The 15,237-nt window shown below is 32.8% G+C and carries 14 protein-coding genes; 9 read left to right on the top strand and 5 right to left on the bottom strand.

Features of this window, described 5'->3' with window-relative positions:
- Window positions 1-139: 139 nt before the first annotated feature.
- Window positions 140-1,138, bottom strand: coding sequence for an NADP-dependent oxidoreductase (locus tag G9F74_RS07095; RefSeq protein WP_016108866.1), 999 nt, complete (start codon window positions 1,136-1,138; stop codon window positions 140-142).
- A gap of 31 nt (window positions 1,139-1,169) precedes the next feature.
- Window positions 1,170-1,514, bottom strand: a complete 345-nt coding sequence (locus tag G9F74_RS07090; RefSeq protein WP_000571879.1) for an ArsR/SmtB family transcription factor — start codon at window positions 1,512-1,514, stop codon at window positions 1,170-1,172.
- A gap of 510 nt (window positions 1,515-2,024) precedes the next feature.
- Between G9F74_RS07090 and G9F74_RS07085 the strand changes: the two genes are divergently transcribed.
- Both G9F74_RS07085 and G9F74_RS07080 read left to right on the top strand, forming a co-directional pair.
- A complete protein-coding gene (locus tag G9F74_RS07085) occupies window positions 2,025-3,638 on the top strand; it encodes an FAD-dependent oxidoreductase (protein ID WP_016108865.1) in 1,614 nt (537 codons plus the stop codon).
- A gap of 574 nt (window positions 3,639-4,212) precedes the next feature.
- Window positions 4,213-5,157, top strand: a complete 945-nt coding sequence (locus tag G9F74_RS07080; protein WP_001226355.1) for a glycerophosphodiester phosphodiesterase — start codon at window positions 4,213-4,215, stop codon at window positions 5,155-5,157.
- A gap of 106 nt (window positions 5,158-5,263) precedes the next feature.
- Here the strand turns inward: G9F74_RS07080 and G9F74_RS07075 are convergent, their stop codons facing one another.
- Together G9F74_RS07075 and G9F74_RS07070 are read right to left on the bottom strand one after the other, a co-directional pair.
- The gene (locus G9F74_RS07075; RefSeq protein ID WP_016108864.1) at window positions 5,264-5,773 is read right to left on the bottom strand and encodes a DUF3916 domain-containing protein; all 510 of its coding nucleotides are present in this window, start codon (window positions 5,771-5,773) and stop codon (window positions 5,264-5,266) included.
- Entirely contained in the window at window positions 5,766-6,617 is an 852-nt protein-coding gene (locus G9F74_RS07070) for a LysR family transcriptional regulator (RefSeq protein WP_016108863.1), read from the bottom strand. Before G9F74_RS07070 ends, G9F74_RS07075 begins: the two co-directional genes overlap by 8 nt.
- 86 nt (window positions 6,618-6,703) lie before the next feature.
- On the opposite strand from G9F74_RS07070, the gene G9F74_RS07065 reads away from it, so the two are divergent.
- A complete protein-coding gene (locus G9F74_RS07065; protein ID WP_131202349.1) occupies window positions 6,704-7,936 on the top strand; it encodes an MFS transporter in 1,233 nt (410 codons plus the stop codon).
- A gap of 111 nt (window positions 7,937-8,047) precedes the next feature.
- Here G9F74_RS07065 and G9F74_RS07060 read toward each other — a convergent pair whose 3' ends face one another.
- On the bottom strand, window positions 8,048-8,278 hold the full coding sequence (locus tag G9F74_RS07060; RefSeq protein WP_000798812.1) for a hypothetical protein: 231 nt from the start codon (window positions 8,276-8,278) through the stop codon (window positions 8,048-8,050).
- 250 nt (window positions 8,279-8,528) lie between these two features.
- Between G9F74_RS07060 and G9F74_RS07055 the strand changes: the two genes are divergently transcribed.
- The 6 genes from G9F74_RS07055 to G9F74_RS07030 all read left to right on the top strand — a co-directional run bounded on the left by G9F74_RS07055 (window position 8,529) and on the right by G9F74_RS07030 (window position 15,124).
- Complete coding sequence (locus G9F74_RS07055; RefSeq protein WP_000915199.1) at window positions 8,529-9,656, top strand: serine hydrolase domain-containing protein; 1,128 nt, start codon at window positions 8,529-8,531, stop codon at window positions 9,654-9,656.
- Between the two features lie 300 nt (window positions 9,657-9,956).
- Window positions 9,957-11,114 carry an agmatine deiminase family protein gene (locus tag G9F74_RS07050; RefSeq protein WP_000758193.1) on the top strand — a complete coding sequence of 386 codons (1,158 nt, stop codon included), beginning with the start codon at window positions 9,957-9,959 and terminating at the stop codon, window positions 11,112-11,114.
- A 322-nt stretch (window positions 11,115-11,436) separates the two neighbouring features.
- A complete protein-coding gene (gene psiE, locus G9F74_RS07045) occupies window positions 11,437-11,853 on the top strand; it encodes a phosphate-starvation-inducible protein PsiE (RefSeq protein ID WP_000916784.1) in 417 nt (138 codons plus the stop codon).
- Between the two features lie 182 nt (window positions 11,854-12,035).
- Window positions 12,036-12,968 (top strand): bestrophin family protein, encoded by a 933-nt coding sequence (locus G9F74_RS07040; protein ID WP_016108861.1) that lies wholly within the window; start codon window positions 12,036-12,038, stop codon window positions 12,966-12,968.
- 254 nt (window positions 12,969-13,222) lie between these two features.
- Window positions 13,223-14,200, top strand: a complete 978-nt coding sequence (locus G9F74_RS07035) for an agmatine deiminase family protein (RefSeq protein ID WP_016108860.1) — start codon at window positions 13,223-13,225, stop codon at window positions 14,198-14,200.
- A 102-nt stretch (window positions 14,201-14,302) separates the two neighbouring features.
- Window positions 14,303-15,124 (top strand): MerR family transcriptional regulator, encoded by an 822-nt coding sequence (locus tag G9F74_RS07030; protein WP_016108859.1) that lies wholly within the window; start codon window positions 14,303-14,305, stop codon window positions 15,122-15,124.
- The last annotated feature ends 113 nt before the right edge of the window (window positions 15,125-15,237 follow it).

The following is a 15,237-nucleotide window of genomic DNA, read 5'->3' as shown; positions in this document are numbered from 1 at the left end:
ACGTATGTATTCTTTGTAAAGTTAACTAAAAGTATAATATAATATTTCCCCTTGCAATCTATTGTAAGGACTTCATTGCACAATGTCTATTTAACAGCAAATTTAAAACCTCCATTTTAAGAAAATGGAGGTTTTATTATTATTTCATTTTTACAATTATTTTTCCTTTTGCTCTTCCAGACTCTGAATATTCCATTGCTTTTTGAGCATCTTCAAAAGGGAAAACTCGATCGATTACAGGTTTGATTTGTCCAGCTTTAATATAGTTTGCAATAGTACGTAATTGATCCCCGCTTGGCTTCATAAATAAAAATGAATATTGAGCATTATGCTTTTTTTCAAGTGCGGTAAGTTTTTTGCTGGCTAATGAAAATAAGAGAGTTTTAAAGAATCCTGAACCAAATTCTTTACCGAAGCGAGCATTCGGCATGCCTGAAACGGAAACAATGTTTCCTCCGCTTTTTATAATATTGAATGATTTTTCAAGTGTTGCACCGCCTATTGTATCAAATACCGCATCATAATTTTTTAGTATATCTTCAAATTTCTCTGTTTTATAATTAATAATTTCATCTGCGCCAAGAGATGTTACTAAATTCGCACCAGCTTCACTAGCAGTCGTTGTAACAGTGGCACCCATTATTTTTGCTAACTGAATAGCAAAAGTACCAACACCACCGGATCCAGCGTGAATTAAAATCTTTTGTCCTTTTTGTAATTGCATGATGTCATGTAATGCTTGATATGATGTTAAGCCAACGAGTGGAATCGAAGCAGCTTCCTCAAAACTTAAATTATTAGGTTTTAAAGCTATATCATCTTCATGAATGGCTATATACTCCGCGAAAGTACCAATCTTATTTTTTCTTGGGCGTGCATATATTTCATCACCGACTTTAAAGTTAGTCACTTTTGCCCCCATCTTTACGATGACACCGGAAAAGTCATTACCAAGTATTAGGGGCATTTCATATTTCAGTAACATTTTTACTTTTCCGTCGCGTATTTTAAAATCAATTGGATTAATGCTAGCTGCATGAATTTCTGCGAGCACTTCATACTCATTTATTTCAGGAGTAGGTACCTCTGTCATACGCATTGGGACTTTTCCATATCTATCAATTATCATTGCTTTCATTTCTTATACCTCCAAATACCGTATCTTTATTTCAATAAAAGTTGTGCAACAGCTTTTCAATATCTAACACAAGATTTTTTAATAAACCTAATTTTGTACGTATATCAATATAATAAAAGTTTTTTGTGCCTTCTTTTCGCATTAAAATAATACCAGCTTCTCGTAAAATCTTAAGGTGATGTGATACTGCTGGGCGGGAAAGGTGTGTTTGCTTCGTAATTTCTCCTACACGTAATCCGGTTTGACATTCCGTTTCCATGAGAACTAACAAAATAGCTTGCCTTGTTTCATCGCCAATTGCCAATAATACTTTTTGAGAATCAATAAAATCTTTTTTTATAACATTTAATTGTTCTTGTTTATTCATTTCAATCACTTTGCCTCCAATAAATTAGTCGAAAGGTTTAAGATGATGAACCATTGCATCGATACGATAATGCTACATGATTGTTGTATGAGCTGCAATATTGGGAAAGAAAATCGAGACGAATGAATTTTTTATTGTTGAAAATTATAGAGGGATAGAAAAGGGATTGGAAGGATTACATAACTCAATAGATGAAGTTTTAAAAATGAAAAATGATTTAACAATAAAATAAGCGATCGCAACCTTATATAATCCATAAGGTTATGATCGCTTATAATTTTTGTATTATTTCTGATTTCTATAATAAAACATGGCTCAACGTAAAGTAAGTTCTTTTGTTTTACTCTTTCATACACACACAATTCAGGTGGATTATAGATGTATGAAAAGGTAAAAGGGATTTTGGGGCGTAATCTATCTATATAATAATTCAAAATGAAATATAAGTCTATATTTTAATGGTTTTTTTAATTATATTTATGATACTGAGCTCAGAACAATGATGTGGAGGATAAATATATGAAAGCAAATTATGTACCAGTTTTAATTGTTGGAGGGGGATTATCAGGATTAGCGTCTGCGTTATTTCTTGCAAAACATAATATTAGGTACTTACTTATCGAAAGACATCCGTCTACTGCAATTCATCCGAAAGCAGGCGGGCTTACTTTACGTACAATGGAGTTATTTCGAGAATTAGGTTTAGAAAATAGAATTAAATTGGCGGGGAAAGCACTAGAAAATTGCCGAGGAAGAATAGCGGTTCGTACAATAGCTGAGGCGAATAAGGAAGAATTGGAAAAAATGAGAGCCACTCAGTATGGAAACGATGAAAAGTTACTTCAAAAAATAGAAGAGATTAGCGCATCAAAACAAACTGCTTGTTATCAAATTATTTTAGAAGAAATGATGTTACAAGAAGCGAAGACATTAGGCGGAGAACTATCTTTTTATCATGAATTAATTTTATTTGAACAAAATGAGAACGGGGTAAAAGCAACGATTCGAGATCGTGAAACAGAAAAAGAGAGTGTCATACATTGTGATTATGTAATTGCAGCAGATGGGGCGAAAAGTAAAATACGTGAGCAGTTAGGGATTAAAACTGAGGGTCGTGGAACCATTGGTGGCTATTATATGAATATTTATTTTGAAGCTGATTTAAGTGAGTTTATACAAGGAGACGCATTCGGTTTTTCTATGGTACTTCATCCGGAGGTTCTTGGTGCACTCATCCCGGTTGATAACGTAAAAAAATGGATTTATCATGTAGCCTACGATCCATTAAAAGGAGAGGGGCCAGAGGATTTCAATATAGAACGTTGTAAACAAATTATTCAAACAGCAATTGGAAGTACAAATGTTGAATCAGAAATATTAAGTGTTCTACCGTGGGAAGCGAGTGAAAGTACAGCGATAAAATTTCAAGATAATCGCATTTTTTTAGTTGGTGATTCTGCACATATTATGCCGCCAACAGGAGGATTTGGTTCAAATACGGGAATACAAGATGCGCATAATTTAGCCTGGAAGTTAGCTGCTGTTATAAAAGGGAAAGCAAAACCGAAATTGTTAGAAACATACCATGATGAGAGATACCCTGTTGCAAAATTAACGACGGATTATGCGAGTAGTTTATTATTTCGTGCTGCGAATAGAGAGGAAGGCAGTTTGAATAATATGGATGGTTTAGCTGTAACTGTTGGGTATCAGTATTGTTCAGAGGCGATTATAGATGACTCCAACACTCCGCATAGAATGGATGTAGTAGAGTTGAACGGAAGACCTGGCACGCGAGCACCACATTTTTTTGGGGTGTATGAAGGGAAAGAAGCTTCTATACTAGACTTATTCGGTAACAATTTTGTATTACTTACAGGAATAGAAAATTGTTCTTGGGATGAAGCTGCACATGATGCTTCATCTAAATTAGGAATAAATATAAAAGTGTATCGAGTTGGTCTAAGTGGAGACTTTATTGCTCAAGAAGATGTTTTTAGCAAATTATATGGGATAGAGAATGGAGGTGCTGTATTGATTAGACCTGATGGCTTTATAGGGTGGCGTTCAAGGAAAGAGGTTATATCTCCAATAAACACAGTACTTGAAGAGGTTATGAACAATTTATTATGAAATTTTCAAATAAATAAGGAAGTGTGGTTGTATATAAATTATCCACTTTTTAACTAAGAATTGTAAAAAATGAAAGTTGTTATAAAAGATAATAATATTATGTAAATAAAATAGTTGATAAAAACAAAAAGACATTATAGCTAATCATTGTCCATAAAAGTCTGATCAGTGTGGACTAATACTCAATGGAGGATGCATAAAACTTGGTTGATTGAAGTTTTACTTTATTAAAAAATCATATTCACAAAATTTAATAGGTTTGGTATGATTAATTTCGACAAGTTAATAGAGGCCGGAGATATTTGAGAAAAGCCATAAATTTATTTAGGGATACAGGAGTGTCCTCTAAATAAATTATGGCTTTTTTTATTGAATGAACCGTACACAATAGGGAGTTACATGTGAAAAGGAGGCTATAGGAATGAAATAGTTTTCTTTATTAATAACATAGAGAAAATATATTTGTAAGATTGGAATTTTAATATAGGCTTATAAAAATAATGAAAGTATGTCTTCTATTTCGTGTAAATCTCATTAGCTTGTTGAAATTTGCAACGTAGGAAGGGTTAGAAGGATGAGAAAAATTATTAGCGTTTTAGTTATTTTCTTTATGACGGGAAGTATCTTTGCTGGGGGAGCTGTTCATGCGAAATCAGAAGGGAAGCATGAATGGAATACGAATAAGTTTTTAAATATTGCACATCGCGGAGCAAGTGGACATGCACCTGAGCATACTTTTACTTCTTATGATCTTGTGAAAAAAATGAAAGCGGATTATTTGGAGTTAGATATTCAATTAACAAAGGATGGCCAATTAATTGCAATGCATGATACAGCAGTTGATCGAACTACAAATGGTACAGGTGAAGTACGAGATAAAACGTTAAGTGAAATAAAGAGTTTAGATGCAGGGTCATGGTTCAATAAAGCTTATCCAGAAAAGGCTAAGCAAGAGTATATTGGTCAAAAAGTTCCGACTCTTGAAGAAATCTTTCAGAAGTACGGAAGAAGTATGAAGTATTATATTGAAACAAAATCGCCAGATGTGTATCCAGGAATGGAAGAGAAATTATTAGCGTTATTAAAAAAATATAATTTAATAGGTCAGAACATGTCTTCTAGTCGTGTTATGATTCAATCATTTAGTAAAGATAGCTTAAAAAAGATTCATAGTATGAATGAAAATATTCCGTTAGTCCAACTACTTTGGTATTATCCAAATGATAACAACGAGATTGTTGAATGGTCTGGCATTACACATGAGCCGAAAAGTGTAACGCATGATGATTTTCAAGAAATTAAAAAGTATGCAGTCGGTATTGGGCCAAACTTACGTAATGATAATGGAGAGTTAATTATTGATGAGTCATATATGAAAAAGGCTAGGGAAAATCACCTGCTTATTCATCCGTATACAATTAATGAGAAACCAGATATGAGATTGTTAATTAAATGGGGTGCTACAGGAATGTTTACAAATTATCCGGATCGGTTACATAGTGTTTTAAAAGGAAAATAAATAGGGAAAAAGGTATACCAATATTTTAGGTATACCTTTTTCTATGATGTAAAATGAGTGGTTACTGTTTCAGGGTAGATTCAAATAATAGAGTTCAGTGCATTCTTCACGCTAATTCTCCAATAAACCAAATCTCTTTTTTAGAGCATTCATCTTCGTCATGAATGATTTCTTGAAAGTGCAATGTTTTGACGGTATGCCAAATTTTAATTCCCCATTTTTCCCAAAAAACAGATTCATTTGAAAGCGGAATCCATTTTTGAAATTCACTATTTCTATGGAAAAAAGTATGAAAGTAGTCATCGTTTTTAAATATGATAATTTGAGAGCGCCATAAATCTGCAATGGAAATCATAACTACAACTCGATATGTATTTGTGTCGTTCGGTTTCATTTTCAATAATTGGCTTGCTTGATTTAATAAAGTTTGAATACACAATCTCTTTACTTTCCTAGGTGTTTTTTGAGAGTTAATAAAAGCTTGTGAAACAGGTAAAGGCATATACCAATATTCATCATGATAGAAAGTAGAAGGGAATGTATTCGTATATTCCTCAATTCGTTTTATCATAGTGTTTGTTTTTCGTTTCATACCACGTATTTTCTTTTCACGCATTGTGAGTCATCTCCATAAATTTTTGTAATGCAGCTGAGTGAAAAATATCTTTTCTAGTAATAAAAGTAGTAGGGATTTTTTTGAAGCTATTTGGTAAAGGGTTGAATGATACGTCATGTTCATGCTCTTTTAAAATTGATTTCATCATAATCGCTACGCCCATACTTGATTTTACACATGCAAGTATAGCTTCAATTGTTCCGAATTCTAATACTCGTTTAGGCGAGATCCCTTCTTCTTGAAGCCAGTCTTCTAATAACCTTCTATAATAGCACCCGTGACTAAAGGCAAGTAAATTCATGTCTCCTATGTCTTGGAAAGAGGATAAAGGATTTTTGCTAATAAGAACTAATTCTTCTTCACGAAATACATTTGCACGAAGTTCAGCGTGCTGAGTAGTTCCAGCGATAAATGCTCCGTCTAGTTTTCGGTCTAATACGAGATGGGTTAGCTGTTCCGTCGTATTTGTTTCTAAAACTAATTCGACTTGTGGGTAATTCTCATAGTAGTTCACTAATATGGAAGGAATCCGAACAGCTGTTGTGGATTCTGTACATCCGATTTTTAAAGTGCCTTTTGGTTTGGTTCCATTACTTTGGACCGCTTTAACAGATTGCTCCATTAAGTGGATGATTTGTTTTGCGTATGTTAATAAAATCTCGCCGTTAGAAGTTAAAGTAACACCTTTTCCATTTCGATAAAATAAAGGCACACCTAATTCGTTTTCTAGTTGTTTCATACGCATCGTTACACCAGATTGTACATAGTTTAAATTTTTTGCTGCATGAAATATATTTCTTTCTTTTGCAACTTCGTAAAAAACAGTTAAATCTTTTATGTCCACGTATCATCCCTCCGAAAAAGGTATCAATTTTTTTGATGGATTATATGATTAATATTTATTTTATATGATATCAAAAATTTCATACAATGGAAGGGGATGGAGGGATCTTAATGCTAATGAAAGAGAATGTGAACAGTACTTATAAGTGGATGATGTTAATTTTTGCGACTATTGCTCAAACGACAGCGACACTTATAACGTATGGTGTCGGAGCTTTCGCTTTATTTTGGAAGGAAGAATACGCACTTACGAATATGGAGAGTGGGTTATTAGTAAGCGTTGTAAATATTGGACCGCTATTTTGCATGCTTGTTGTCGGGAAGCTACTTGATCAATATAATGAAAAATGGTTAATTACTATCAGTTTATTTTTACTCGGAGGTTCGCTCTTACTGACTAATATAGTAAATGGATTTAAAGGGTTACTCTTTGTCCTTTTGTTAGTAGGAATGTTTTATAGTGTTTCCCAGCCGGGAGGAAGTAAAGTGATACTAAAATGGTTCTCAAAAGAAAATCGTGGGTTAGCAATGGGGATCAGGCAAGCCGGTATACCGATTGGTGGTGTACTAGCGGGAGTATTAATTCCGTTACTTGTAATAAAATATAATTTGTCTTATGCGATACATGTAATAGGAAGCATTTGTATAATAGGTGGTCTTTTATTTTCTATATTTTATCGAGATTCATGTGTTCGGAAGGAAGGGAAAGAAGAACGTATAAAAACCTCTTTTTGGGTGCAGTTAAAATCAGTGATGCATAAAAAAGCGTTGTATCCAATTTATATAACTGGTATTTGCATGATTTCATTACAAATGGTGTTAGTTGGACATTTTATAAATTTTTTAGTAATGGAACAATCAATTACACCTATTTTAGCCGGAAAAGTATTTTCAGTTATGTTCTTTTCTGGAATGATTGGCCGTATTACATTGGCAGCTGTTAGTGATTTGTGTTATAAGGGAAACCGGCGCATCCCTTTATTTATATCGGTCTGCACTTCTATCTGTTTTATTCTTATGTTAGTAATGAATATACATACAATAAGGAGTGAGTTCTTGTATGTTGTAAGTGCATTGTTAGGGTTCTTTTCGATTGGCTGGTTCAGTCTTTTTATAATTGAAGTTGCAGAAACGGCAAGTGAAGAATCTGTAGGGATGACAGTGAGTTTTGCTCTTACATTAAATCAAATTGCTATTATTGTTGCACCTGTCTTATTTGGGTATATTGTAGATCAGAAAGGGTATACGTATGCGTGGTTGTGTATAGTTGTATTACTAAGTATTTCAGTACTCAGCTTATATAGGGAGAATAAAAAATAAAGGGAAGTTAGCAATGTGAATTTTTGGTGAAGAAAATATAAAGAAATGCCATATGAGCGACATTTCTTATTGAATATGCTGTATAATCAAAAAAGAAAATGAGATTCGTTTTCAATTACGTTCATTTCCTCTTTTGAAATTACCTGTAATTTTAGCCATAATCAGTTGTTTTTCTTTATCGTTATTTGCATGATTTATTTTGTTTAAAAATTTTTCAGCGTCATTTCCTTTTAAAATCATAATTTGTTTTCCGTAATATTCAATTAAAACTATGTTATTCTTTGTTATCCGATAATGAAACATTCTATCATCTAAACGATTGCGTCTATCGGTATTTTTCATATTACATCTCCATTCTGTATGATGTGTAACAAATGTTACATAAGAAATTGAAATTATAGTCAGGTGCATCCGATTGTATGCTGGATATTTTTTAAGAAAGAAATACAATAGAGAGTAGTTGAATGTGATAAAAAGGAATCTAATTTAAATAAAGAGAATAGCAAGTAATATTATAAAATATCTGAAAATTAAAAGATATAGAATAGAATGGATGCACGTTAAGTGAAACTAGAAAAAGAGGGTTCCTATTATGTTAAAGAAATGGTTAATCGTTTTCTTTATTTTTGCTGTTTTTTGTGGGAGTGTCGTTGCACTAATACATGCAAAGAAAGATAAAAAATATGATATAAAGGCATTTTCGAATATAATTGATAAGCAAAAGGACGAGCAGCAAGAAGTTAGTATAAACGAGAAAAAACGCTATGAAAGTGCAGCGGGAAAACTAGATCAATATTTAAAAGATAAAGGGTTTAATGGGAGTGTTCTAGTAGCTAGCAAAGGTCATGTGATTTTACGAAAAGGTTACGGCTATGCGAATGTGAAAGATAAAATGTTAACAACGCCAAGAACGAAGTATCGTATCGGTTCCATTACGAAAACAGTCGTTGCGATATCTATTATGCAACTAAGAGAAAAAGGGAAATTAAATATTGAAGACAATGTCAATAAGTATATTCCATCGTTTCCGGCAGATAAAAACATTACGTTACGAAATTTGTTAACACATACGTCCGGGTTACCAGAACAGGGGCAAGGGAGTGTTGATGCAGCGTCACGTTTAAAGTTAGTAACGTGGATTGGTGCGCAAACGTTACAATTTCCTGCAGGGACAGGATGGAAATATACAGATTATAATTATATGGTGTTAGCGTATATTGTCGAAAAGCTTACGAATAAACCGCTTGCTGAATATGTGAAAGAAAATATTTTTAATCCTGTTGGAATGCATGAATCTGGAATGGGGGCAACTCTACCGGAAGATATTTTCTTAGCAGAAGGTTATACGAAAAAAGATAATGAATTAATAGATGCGCCTCGCTTAAAAATGAACTGGCTATATGGTTGTGGTGAAATGTATACGACTGTTGAAGATATGAAAAAATTAGATGAGGCTATTATGGATGGGAAATTGCTTTCTAAGCAAGGCTTATCTGATATGTTTACTGTATCACCTGCAAGAAAATATGGATTTAGTTTCTATATTTACCCAGACTATTATCATAATCATGGGGTATTAGCTGGTTGGAACACATTTAATAATTTTAACTGGGATAAACGAACGTTTGTTATATTATTCTCTAACGTACAGAATGGTATGAATGATACGTTTAATCAAGAGTTTAGAAAAATGGCGAATGATTTAATAGAAGAAAAATAAATGTTTAAAAATCGGTATTGATATGAAATGATCAATACCGATTTTTTTATTTAATAATGTTTTATTTAGTGAACAAGCAAGTATGAGAAGGGAGTAAGATTAGAATAAATTTATGAAGGAAGTTAAAAAATAGTAATGTTAAATAGAGGGGGTTACTTTGTGAATGCCCTCTATTTTTATTGGGATTTTACGATTATCACGTGGGAGAATAATTGGTAATTTTTACATCGATGAAAAAGCTTGAGCTTCACACTATGTGAAGCTTTACATTATTGAAGACAAGAACAGGAGGGGCAGAAAATGAAAAAAGTAGTGAAGTTTTGTTTGATAGCTACATTAGCTACAACGATTATAAGTGGATGTTCTTATGAAGGTGGAAATGAAAATGCAAAAGGGAAAGAGAATGAGAAGGTAGAGGTACAGAAAAAGATTGGAAAATACACGATGCCGGATGAAACAGATAAACATGAAGGTACATGGCTACAATGGCCACATGAATACACATATGGTCAAGAGTATCAAAAAGAAGTTGAACCTATTTGGGTTAAGATGGCAAGTGCTTTAACTACGGGTGAAAAAGTCCACATTGTTGCATATGACCAGGAAGAAAAAGAGAGAATCAATAAGCTTTTAACAGATGAAGGGCTAAATATGGAGAAGATTGATTTCATTATAGCACCTACGGATGATGTATGGGCAAGAGATAGTGGACCAATTTTTGTTTATGACAATGATAAAAATCTAAAAATATTAGATCCAGCATTTAATGGTTGGGGGAATAAAACACCTTACAAAAATGATGCTCGTATTCGTGAGAACGTTAGTAAGCAATTAGGGATTGAAAGAATTGATTGGGGGAAATTTGTCCTTGAAGGTGGCGCAATTGAATTAGATAGCAATGGGACTGCTTTATTAACTCGAAGTTCTGTAACGAATAAAAATAGAAATCCTGATTTATCGGAAAAGGAAATTGAAAAATATATAAGTGACCTTGGGGTGTCAAACATTATTTGGTTAGATGGAGTACCTAATTTAGATATTACGGACTTTCATATTGATGGATTTGCTAAATTCCATAATAAATCTACTATTGTAACGATGAAAGAAGACGACCTAGCCGAATGGGGTTTGTCTAACAAAGATATGGATACATTGTTAGATGCAAAAAATGCTTCAGGAAATAAGTATAAGTATGAATACTTACCACTTAGTAAAGACAAGGTTGCTTTAGAAAATGGGAAAACTCTTGATTATAAGGGATCATATATCAATTATTATATTGGGAATAAAGTGGTATTGGTGCCTAATTATAATGATCCAAATGATAAAATCGCAAACGACGCGATTCAGAAGTTATACCCGGATCGTAAAGTAGTAGGTATTGATGTGAGAGAGCTTTATAAAAATGGCGGTATGATTCATTGTGTGACACAACAACAACCAATTCAATTGAAATAGTCGTTTGGAGTTTCGTTATACTGCTGTATAGACAAAATAGATGAAATACTATCTTTACCTATTTTGTCATGCTTTATTATTCGTAAAAATAAAACGTTTTAATATAATGATAATCGGAGTATAGTGTATTGTCGCTTTTCGTTTTATCCCGCTATTTGCGGGTAGTAAGACTCTCACCTTAAAACTCGACTCGAAAAAAGAAGTTAGGTGGGAGTCGGGCTGTCCATAAACGCCCGATTAGTGTGGGCTAATAATCAGTAGGGGGTGAACACCCCCCCTACTGATTAAAGTTTCACTTTATATGGAAAAGGAGAAAATGTTTGTGTTAAAGAACTTAAAAATAGTATTTTCGTTTTTCCCTATCGTTCTACAGTACATTTTAAATGTAGCTTTGATTTGTTTAGGGGTTGTTCTAAGTGTGTTTCTTGTGAAAGAAGTCATTCAATTTATACAAGAACTGAAATTAAATGGTGAGGAATCTAGTTATCATTTGATCGATAGTATCGTCGTATTCTTTTTATATTTTGAATTCATCGTAATGATTATAAAGTATTTTCAAATGAATTTTCATTTTCCATTACGATATTTTATATATATAGGTATAACAGCTATCGTTCGTCTCATTATTATAAATCATGATAGTCCAATAGATATATTGTTATACGCCTGCGCGATTCTTGTATTAATTAGTGCTTTATTCATTGCGAACTCTAAAATAATGCGTCGTGATTTAGAATAGTGAACATTTGTTGTTTAAATTTTAAAAGTGGTATATCTTTTGGCTCAAAAAGGAGTAAGAGTATTGAAAGAAATAATTTTCACCAGTTTCGTAATGATAGGGTTTATGATTCTACTATTTAATTGTATACTTTCGTAATTTTTAAGGATAAAAAGTTAAAAAGAGAAGAGGCTTTTGTAAATATGGTACATTACAATAATCAAAATAGTTTACATCGAATATTTACATTAAAGGGAACAGTTATAAGAGATATTTTCCCACAAATTTTATTATATATGTGCATTTCAACAGTAATCACTGTGATTAATTACTATTATGCAGAAATAAAAATTAATCAAACTCCTTGGGTAATTGTTGGAGGAGCTTTAGGTCTACTGTTAGTTTTTCGTACGAACACTGCCTATGATCGGTACTGGGAAGGTAGAAAGTTATTTGGCACGATTGGTGATTCTACTAGAAACTTAGCAGTTAGTTTTTTATGTCATTGGGAGTCTGAAGAGAAAAAGACGGATCAGGAAAAGCTAAAATTTTTACATTTATTAATTGCTTTTCCTAAGATAGCGAAAGGGCATTTGAGAGACGATAAAGATCTAACTGAAATAAAAGCATTGCTTAATATTTGTTCCGAGAAGGAAAAGGAAATATTGGCGGAGTCTATTCATTTACCAATTAGTATAGCTTTTATGTTAAAAACTATACTATCAAAAGGTTTAAAAACGGGTCGAATTCATCCAAATGTAATAATTAATATGGAAGCTGATTTGAATAATTTGCTTACGGCTGTGGGTGGATGTGATCGTATTAAAACAACGCCTATCCCATTTGCATATTTTGCTCATATTGAAATTTTACTGCTCATATTTTGCGGGACTTTACCGATCGGGCTTGTTGATAGTCTTGGATGGTTTACAGTACTTGCAACTACGTTTATAAGTTTTGCATTTATAGGGATTGAAGCAATAGGGGTTGAAATTGAAGATCCATTTGGCCAGGACCCAAACGATCTTCCATTAGAAGGGATTTGTATAGGAGTAGAAACACATGTATTAGATTTATGTAATCAAAACGGTTTGCTCGAAGTAATGGATATGAATCTTGATAGAAAAATCAGCTAATCATTCATTGGGTATGATGATTATATTTTTAATGTTGTATGAAAAGCGTTATTTTCAAATCTTGTCAAGAGTTACTTTACGGCTTAACGACAGCTATATATTTTTTATATAAATATATAATATTTCTCCGTGCTATAATCCATTCATGAAATGTGCACGTTTCAAAAATTGTAATGAAAAGAGAAATGGATTGGGGAATAGTTGGCTGATTGAAATCAGTTATGTAATCATTATTAAAAAGCGAGGTAAATAAAATGGAACAAAAACATAGTGGCATTATTTTTACTGCAATACCAGACGAATCGAATGAATATTATCAACCATTGTATGAAGACATTATTTACTTTAATGAATACTTAAATGAAAAAAAATCATTTACCGATCAACTTATATCTTTATCTGTTGAAGAGCAAGACTTTCATACAAACTTCTTTGAGTATGATGATATTTGGCTAAGAGATGTTGCGCCACTTATAACGAATCATCTTGTTAAATTTAAATATTACCCAAACTATTTACCAGAGGATCAAGGGCGATATTTAGATCAACAATTTAATAAATGGTTGAAGAAAAATGAATTTGAGTATGTGAAATCACCATTAATATTGGATGGTGGCAATCTTATTTGGAATAAAAAAGATACTGTTATATTAACAGAACGCATATTTGATGACAACGATGATTGGACGGAAGAGGAAATAATTGAGCAATTAGAGTGGGATTTAGATGTAAGCCGGGTTATTATTATTCCTGCTGAAGAAGGAGATGTACTTGCGCACGCGGACGGAATGGTTAAATTTATTGATGAACACACAATGTTTATTAGTGATTTTCTAGGTGATAATGAATTTAGATATCATGTGCAAGAGATTATTCAAGAGCAAATGCCAGAAGCTGAATTTATCGTTGTTCCTTCGTCATATACAGAGAAAGGGCAATATGATCAAGAAATTGCATCGGCAAAAGGTTTATATATAAATATGTTAGAAACATGTGACGCCCTTTATGTTCCTAAGTTTGGATTAGCAAAAGACGGGGAAGTTTTACGATATATTCAACAGCATACGGAAAAACAAGTCATTCAAATTCATGTAGGAGAAATATCGACTATGGGAGGTGCAATGAATTGTTTAACGTGGTATTGTCCGAGTCATTTATTGCCTTCAAAAATGAAAAGATTGAGCAATCAGGGTGAAAGTTCTTCAATTAGAAAAATTTTTGATTGGTTTTAATAGGGTGAAACTTTAATTAGAGGAGGCCATCCCCTCTAATTATTAGCCCATACCAATCGGGATGAATAAGTTTATAAGAAAATGTATTCAAGGGGTATTTATATGTATACAATTACTGAATTTTCACGAATTTGTAAAATGAGTACACGGATGCTAAGGCATTATGACAAAGAAGAGATATTAAAACCAGCATATGTGAATCCGGTAAATGGATATAGATATTATGAACAAGGGCAGCTGGAAGTAGCGTTAAAAATTAAAAAGCTGAGGGAGTACAAGTTTCCTTTACCAAAAATTAAAATCATTCTCCAGTCAGCAGATCAAGATTCGTTTGTTGAACATATGCAATCTCAAATTATGGAGTTATCTCATGAAGTGAAACAAAATTTACAGGTTATTTCAGAAATGAATGAAATACTAAATATGAATAAAGGTCTAAATATTGCTCGCCATAGAAGTTACGATGTATTAATTGGAATGAGAAATGAAATAACAGTAATTGCTCAAAAGTTACAAATAGATATAGACGATATGGATGATTATTTTTATGACTTATATGAACAAGTACAAAAAAATAGCTTTCAAATAGTCGGTTCTCCATCTACAGTTTTTTATGATGAAGAGTATATTCCAAATCGCAGCCATATAGAATTAAGAATTCCGATTATGGATGAAGATAATAAAGGTGTATTACAAGAGTGCGACATAAAAAGGTTAAAGCAGCATCAAATTGTTACCACTTTGCATTATGGCAGCTATGACTATATAGGTTATGCTTATATGGCGTTAGAAGAGTGGGTTGAAAGGAATGGCTATATACTAGAGAGTCATCCATATGAAGTCTATATAAAGGGACCAGAATGTGATTGTTTAACAGAAGAGTATGTGACACAAATTTGTTTTTTAGTTACGAAAATAGAATGAGAATAAGGATTGACATTAACATTATGTCAATCCTTATTCTATATACGAAAGCAATTTATCACGCTATTTTTTGGGAGTCAGGCTGTCCGTAAAAGCCTGATGGATGTGGGCAA

It is taken from the genome of Bacillus sp. EKM202B, from assembly GCF_011066025.1.
In the GTDB taxonomy this organism is placed as follows: domain Bacteria; phylum Bacillota; class Bacilli; order Bacillales; family Bacillaceae_G; genus Bacillus_A; species Bacillus_A toyonensis.
The sequence above is the reverse complement of the archived record's forward strand: the minus strand, read 5'-3'. Positions and strand labels throughout refer to the sequence as shown.

Coding starts and splice junctions, on each gene's coding strand:
- G9F74_RS07095 (WP_016108866.1), bottom strand. CDS start 1,138: ATGAAAGCAATGATAATTGATAGATATGGAAAAGTCCCAATGCGTATG.
- G9F74_RS07085 (WP_016108865.1), top strand. CDS start 2,025: ATGAAAGCAAATTATGTACCAGTTTTAATTGTTGGAGGGGGATTATCA.
- G9F74_RS07080 (WP_001226355.1), top strand. CDS start 4,213: ATGAGAAAAATTATTAGCGTTTTAGTTATTTTCTTTATGACGGGAAGT.
- G9F74_RS07075 (WP_016108864.1), bottom strand. CDS start 5,773: ATGCGTGAAAAGAAAATACGTGGTATGAAACGAAAAACAAACACTATG.
- G9F74_RS07065 (WP_131202349.1), top strand. CDS start 6,704: ATGGAAGGGGATGGAGGGATCTTAATGCTAATGAAAGAGAATGTGAAC.
- G9F74_RS07060 (WP_000798812.1), bottom strand. CDS start 8,278: ATGAAAAATACCGATAGACGCAATCGTTTAGATGATAGAATGTTTCAT.
- G9F74_RS07055 (WP_000915199.1), top strand. CDS start 8,529: ATGTTAAAGAAATGGTTAATCGTTTTCTTTATTTTTGCTGTTTTTTGT.
- G9F74_RS07050 (WP_000758193.1), top strand. CDS start 9,957: ATGAAAAAAGTAGTGAAGTTTTGTTTGATAGCTACATTAGCTACAACG.
- G9F74_RS07040 (WP_016108861.1), top strand. CDS start 12,036: ATGGTACATTACAATAATCAAAATAGTTTACATCGAATATTTACATTA.
- G9F74_RS07035 (WP_016108860.1), top strand. CDS start 13,223: ATGGAACAAAAACATAGTGGCATTATTTTTACTGCAATACCAGACGAA.
- G9F74_RS07030 (WP_016108859.1), top strand. CDS start 14,303: ATGTATACAATTACTGAATTTTCACGAATTTGTAAAATGAGTACACGG.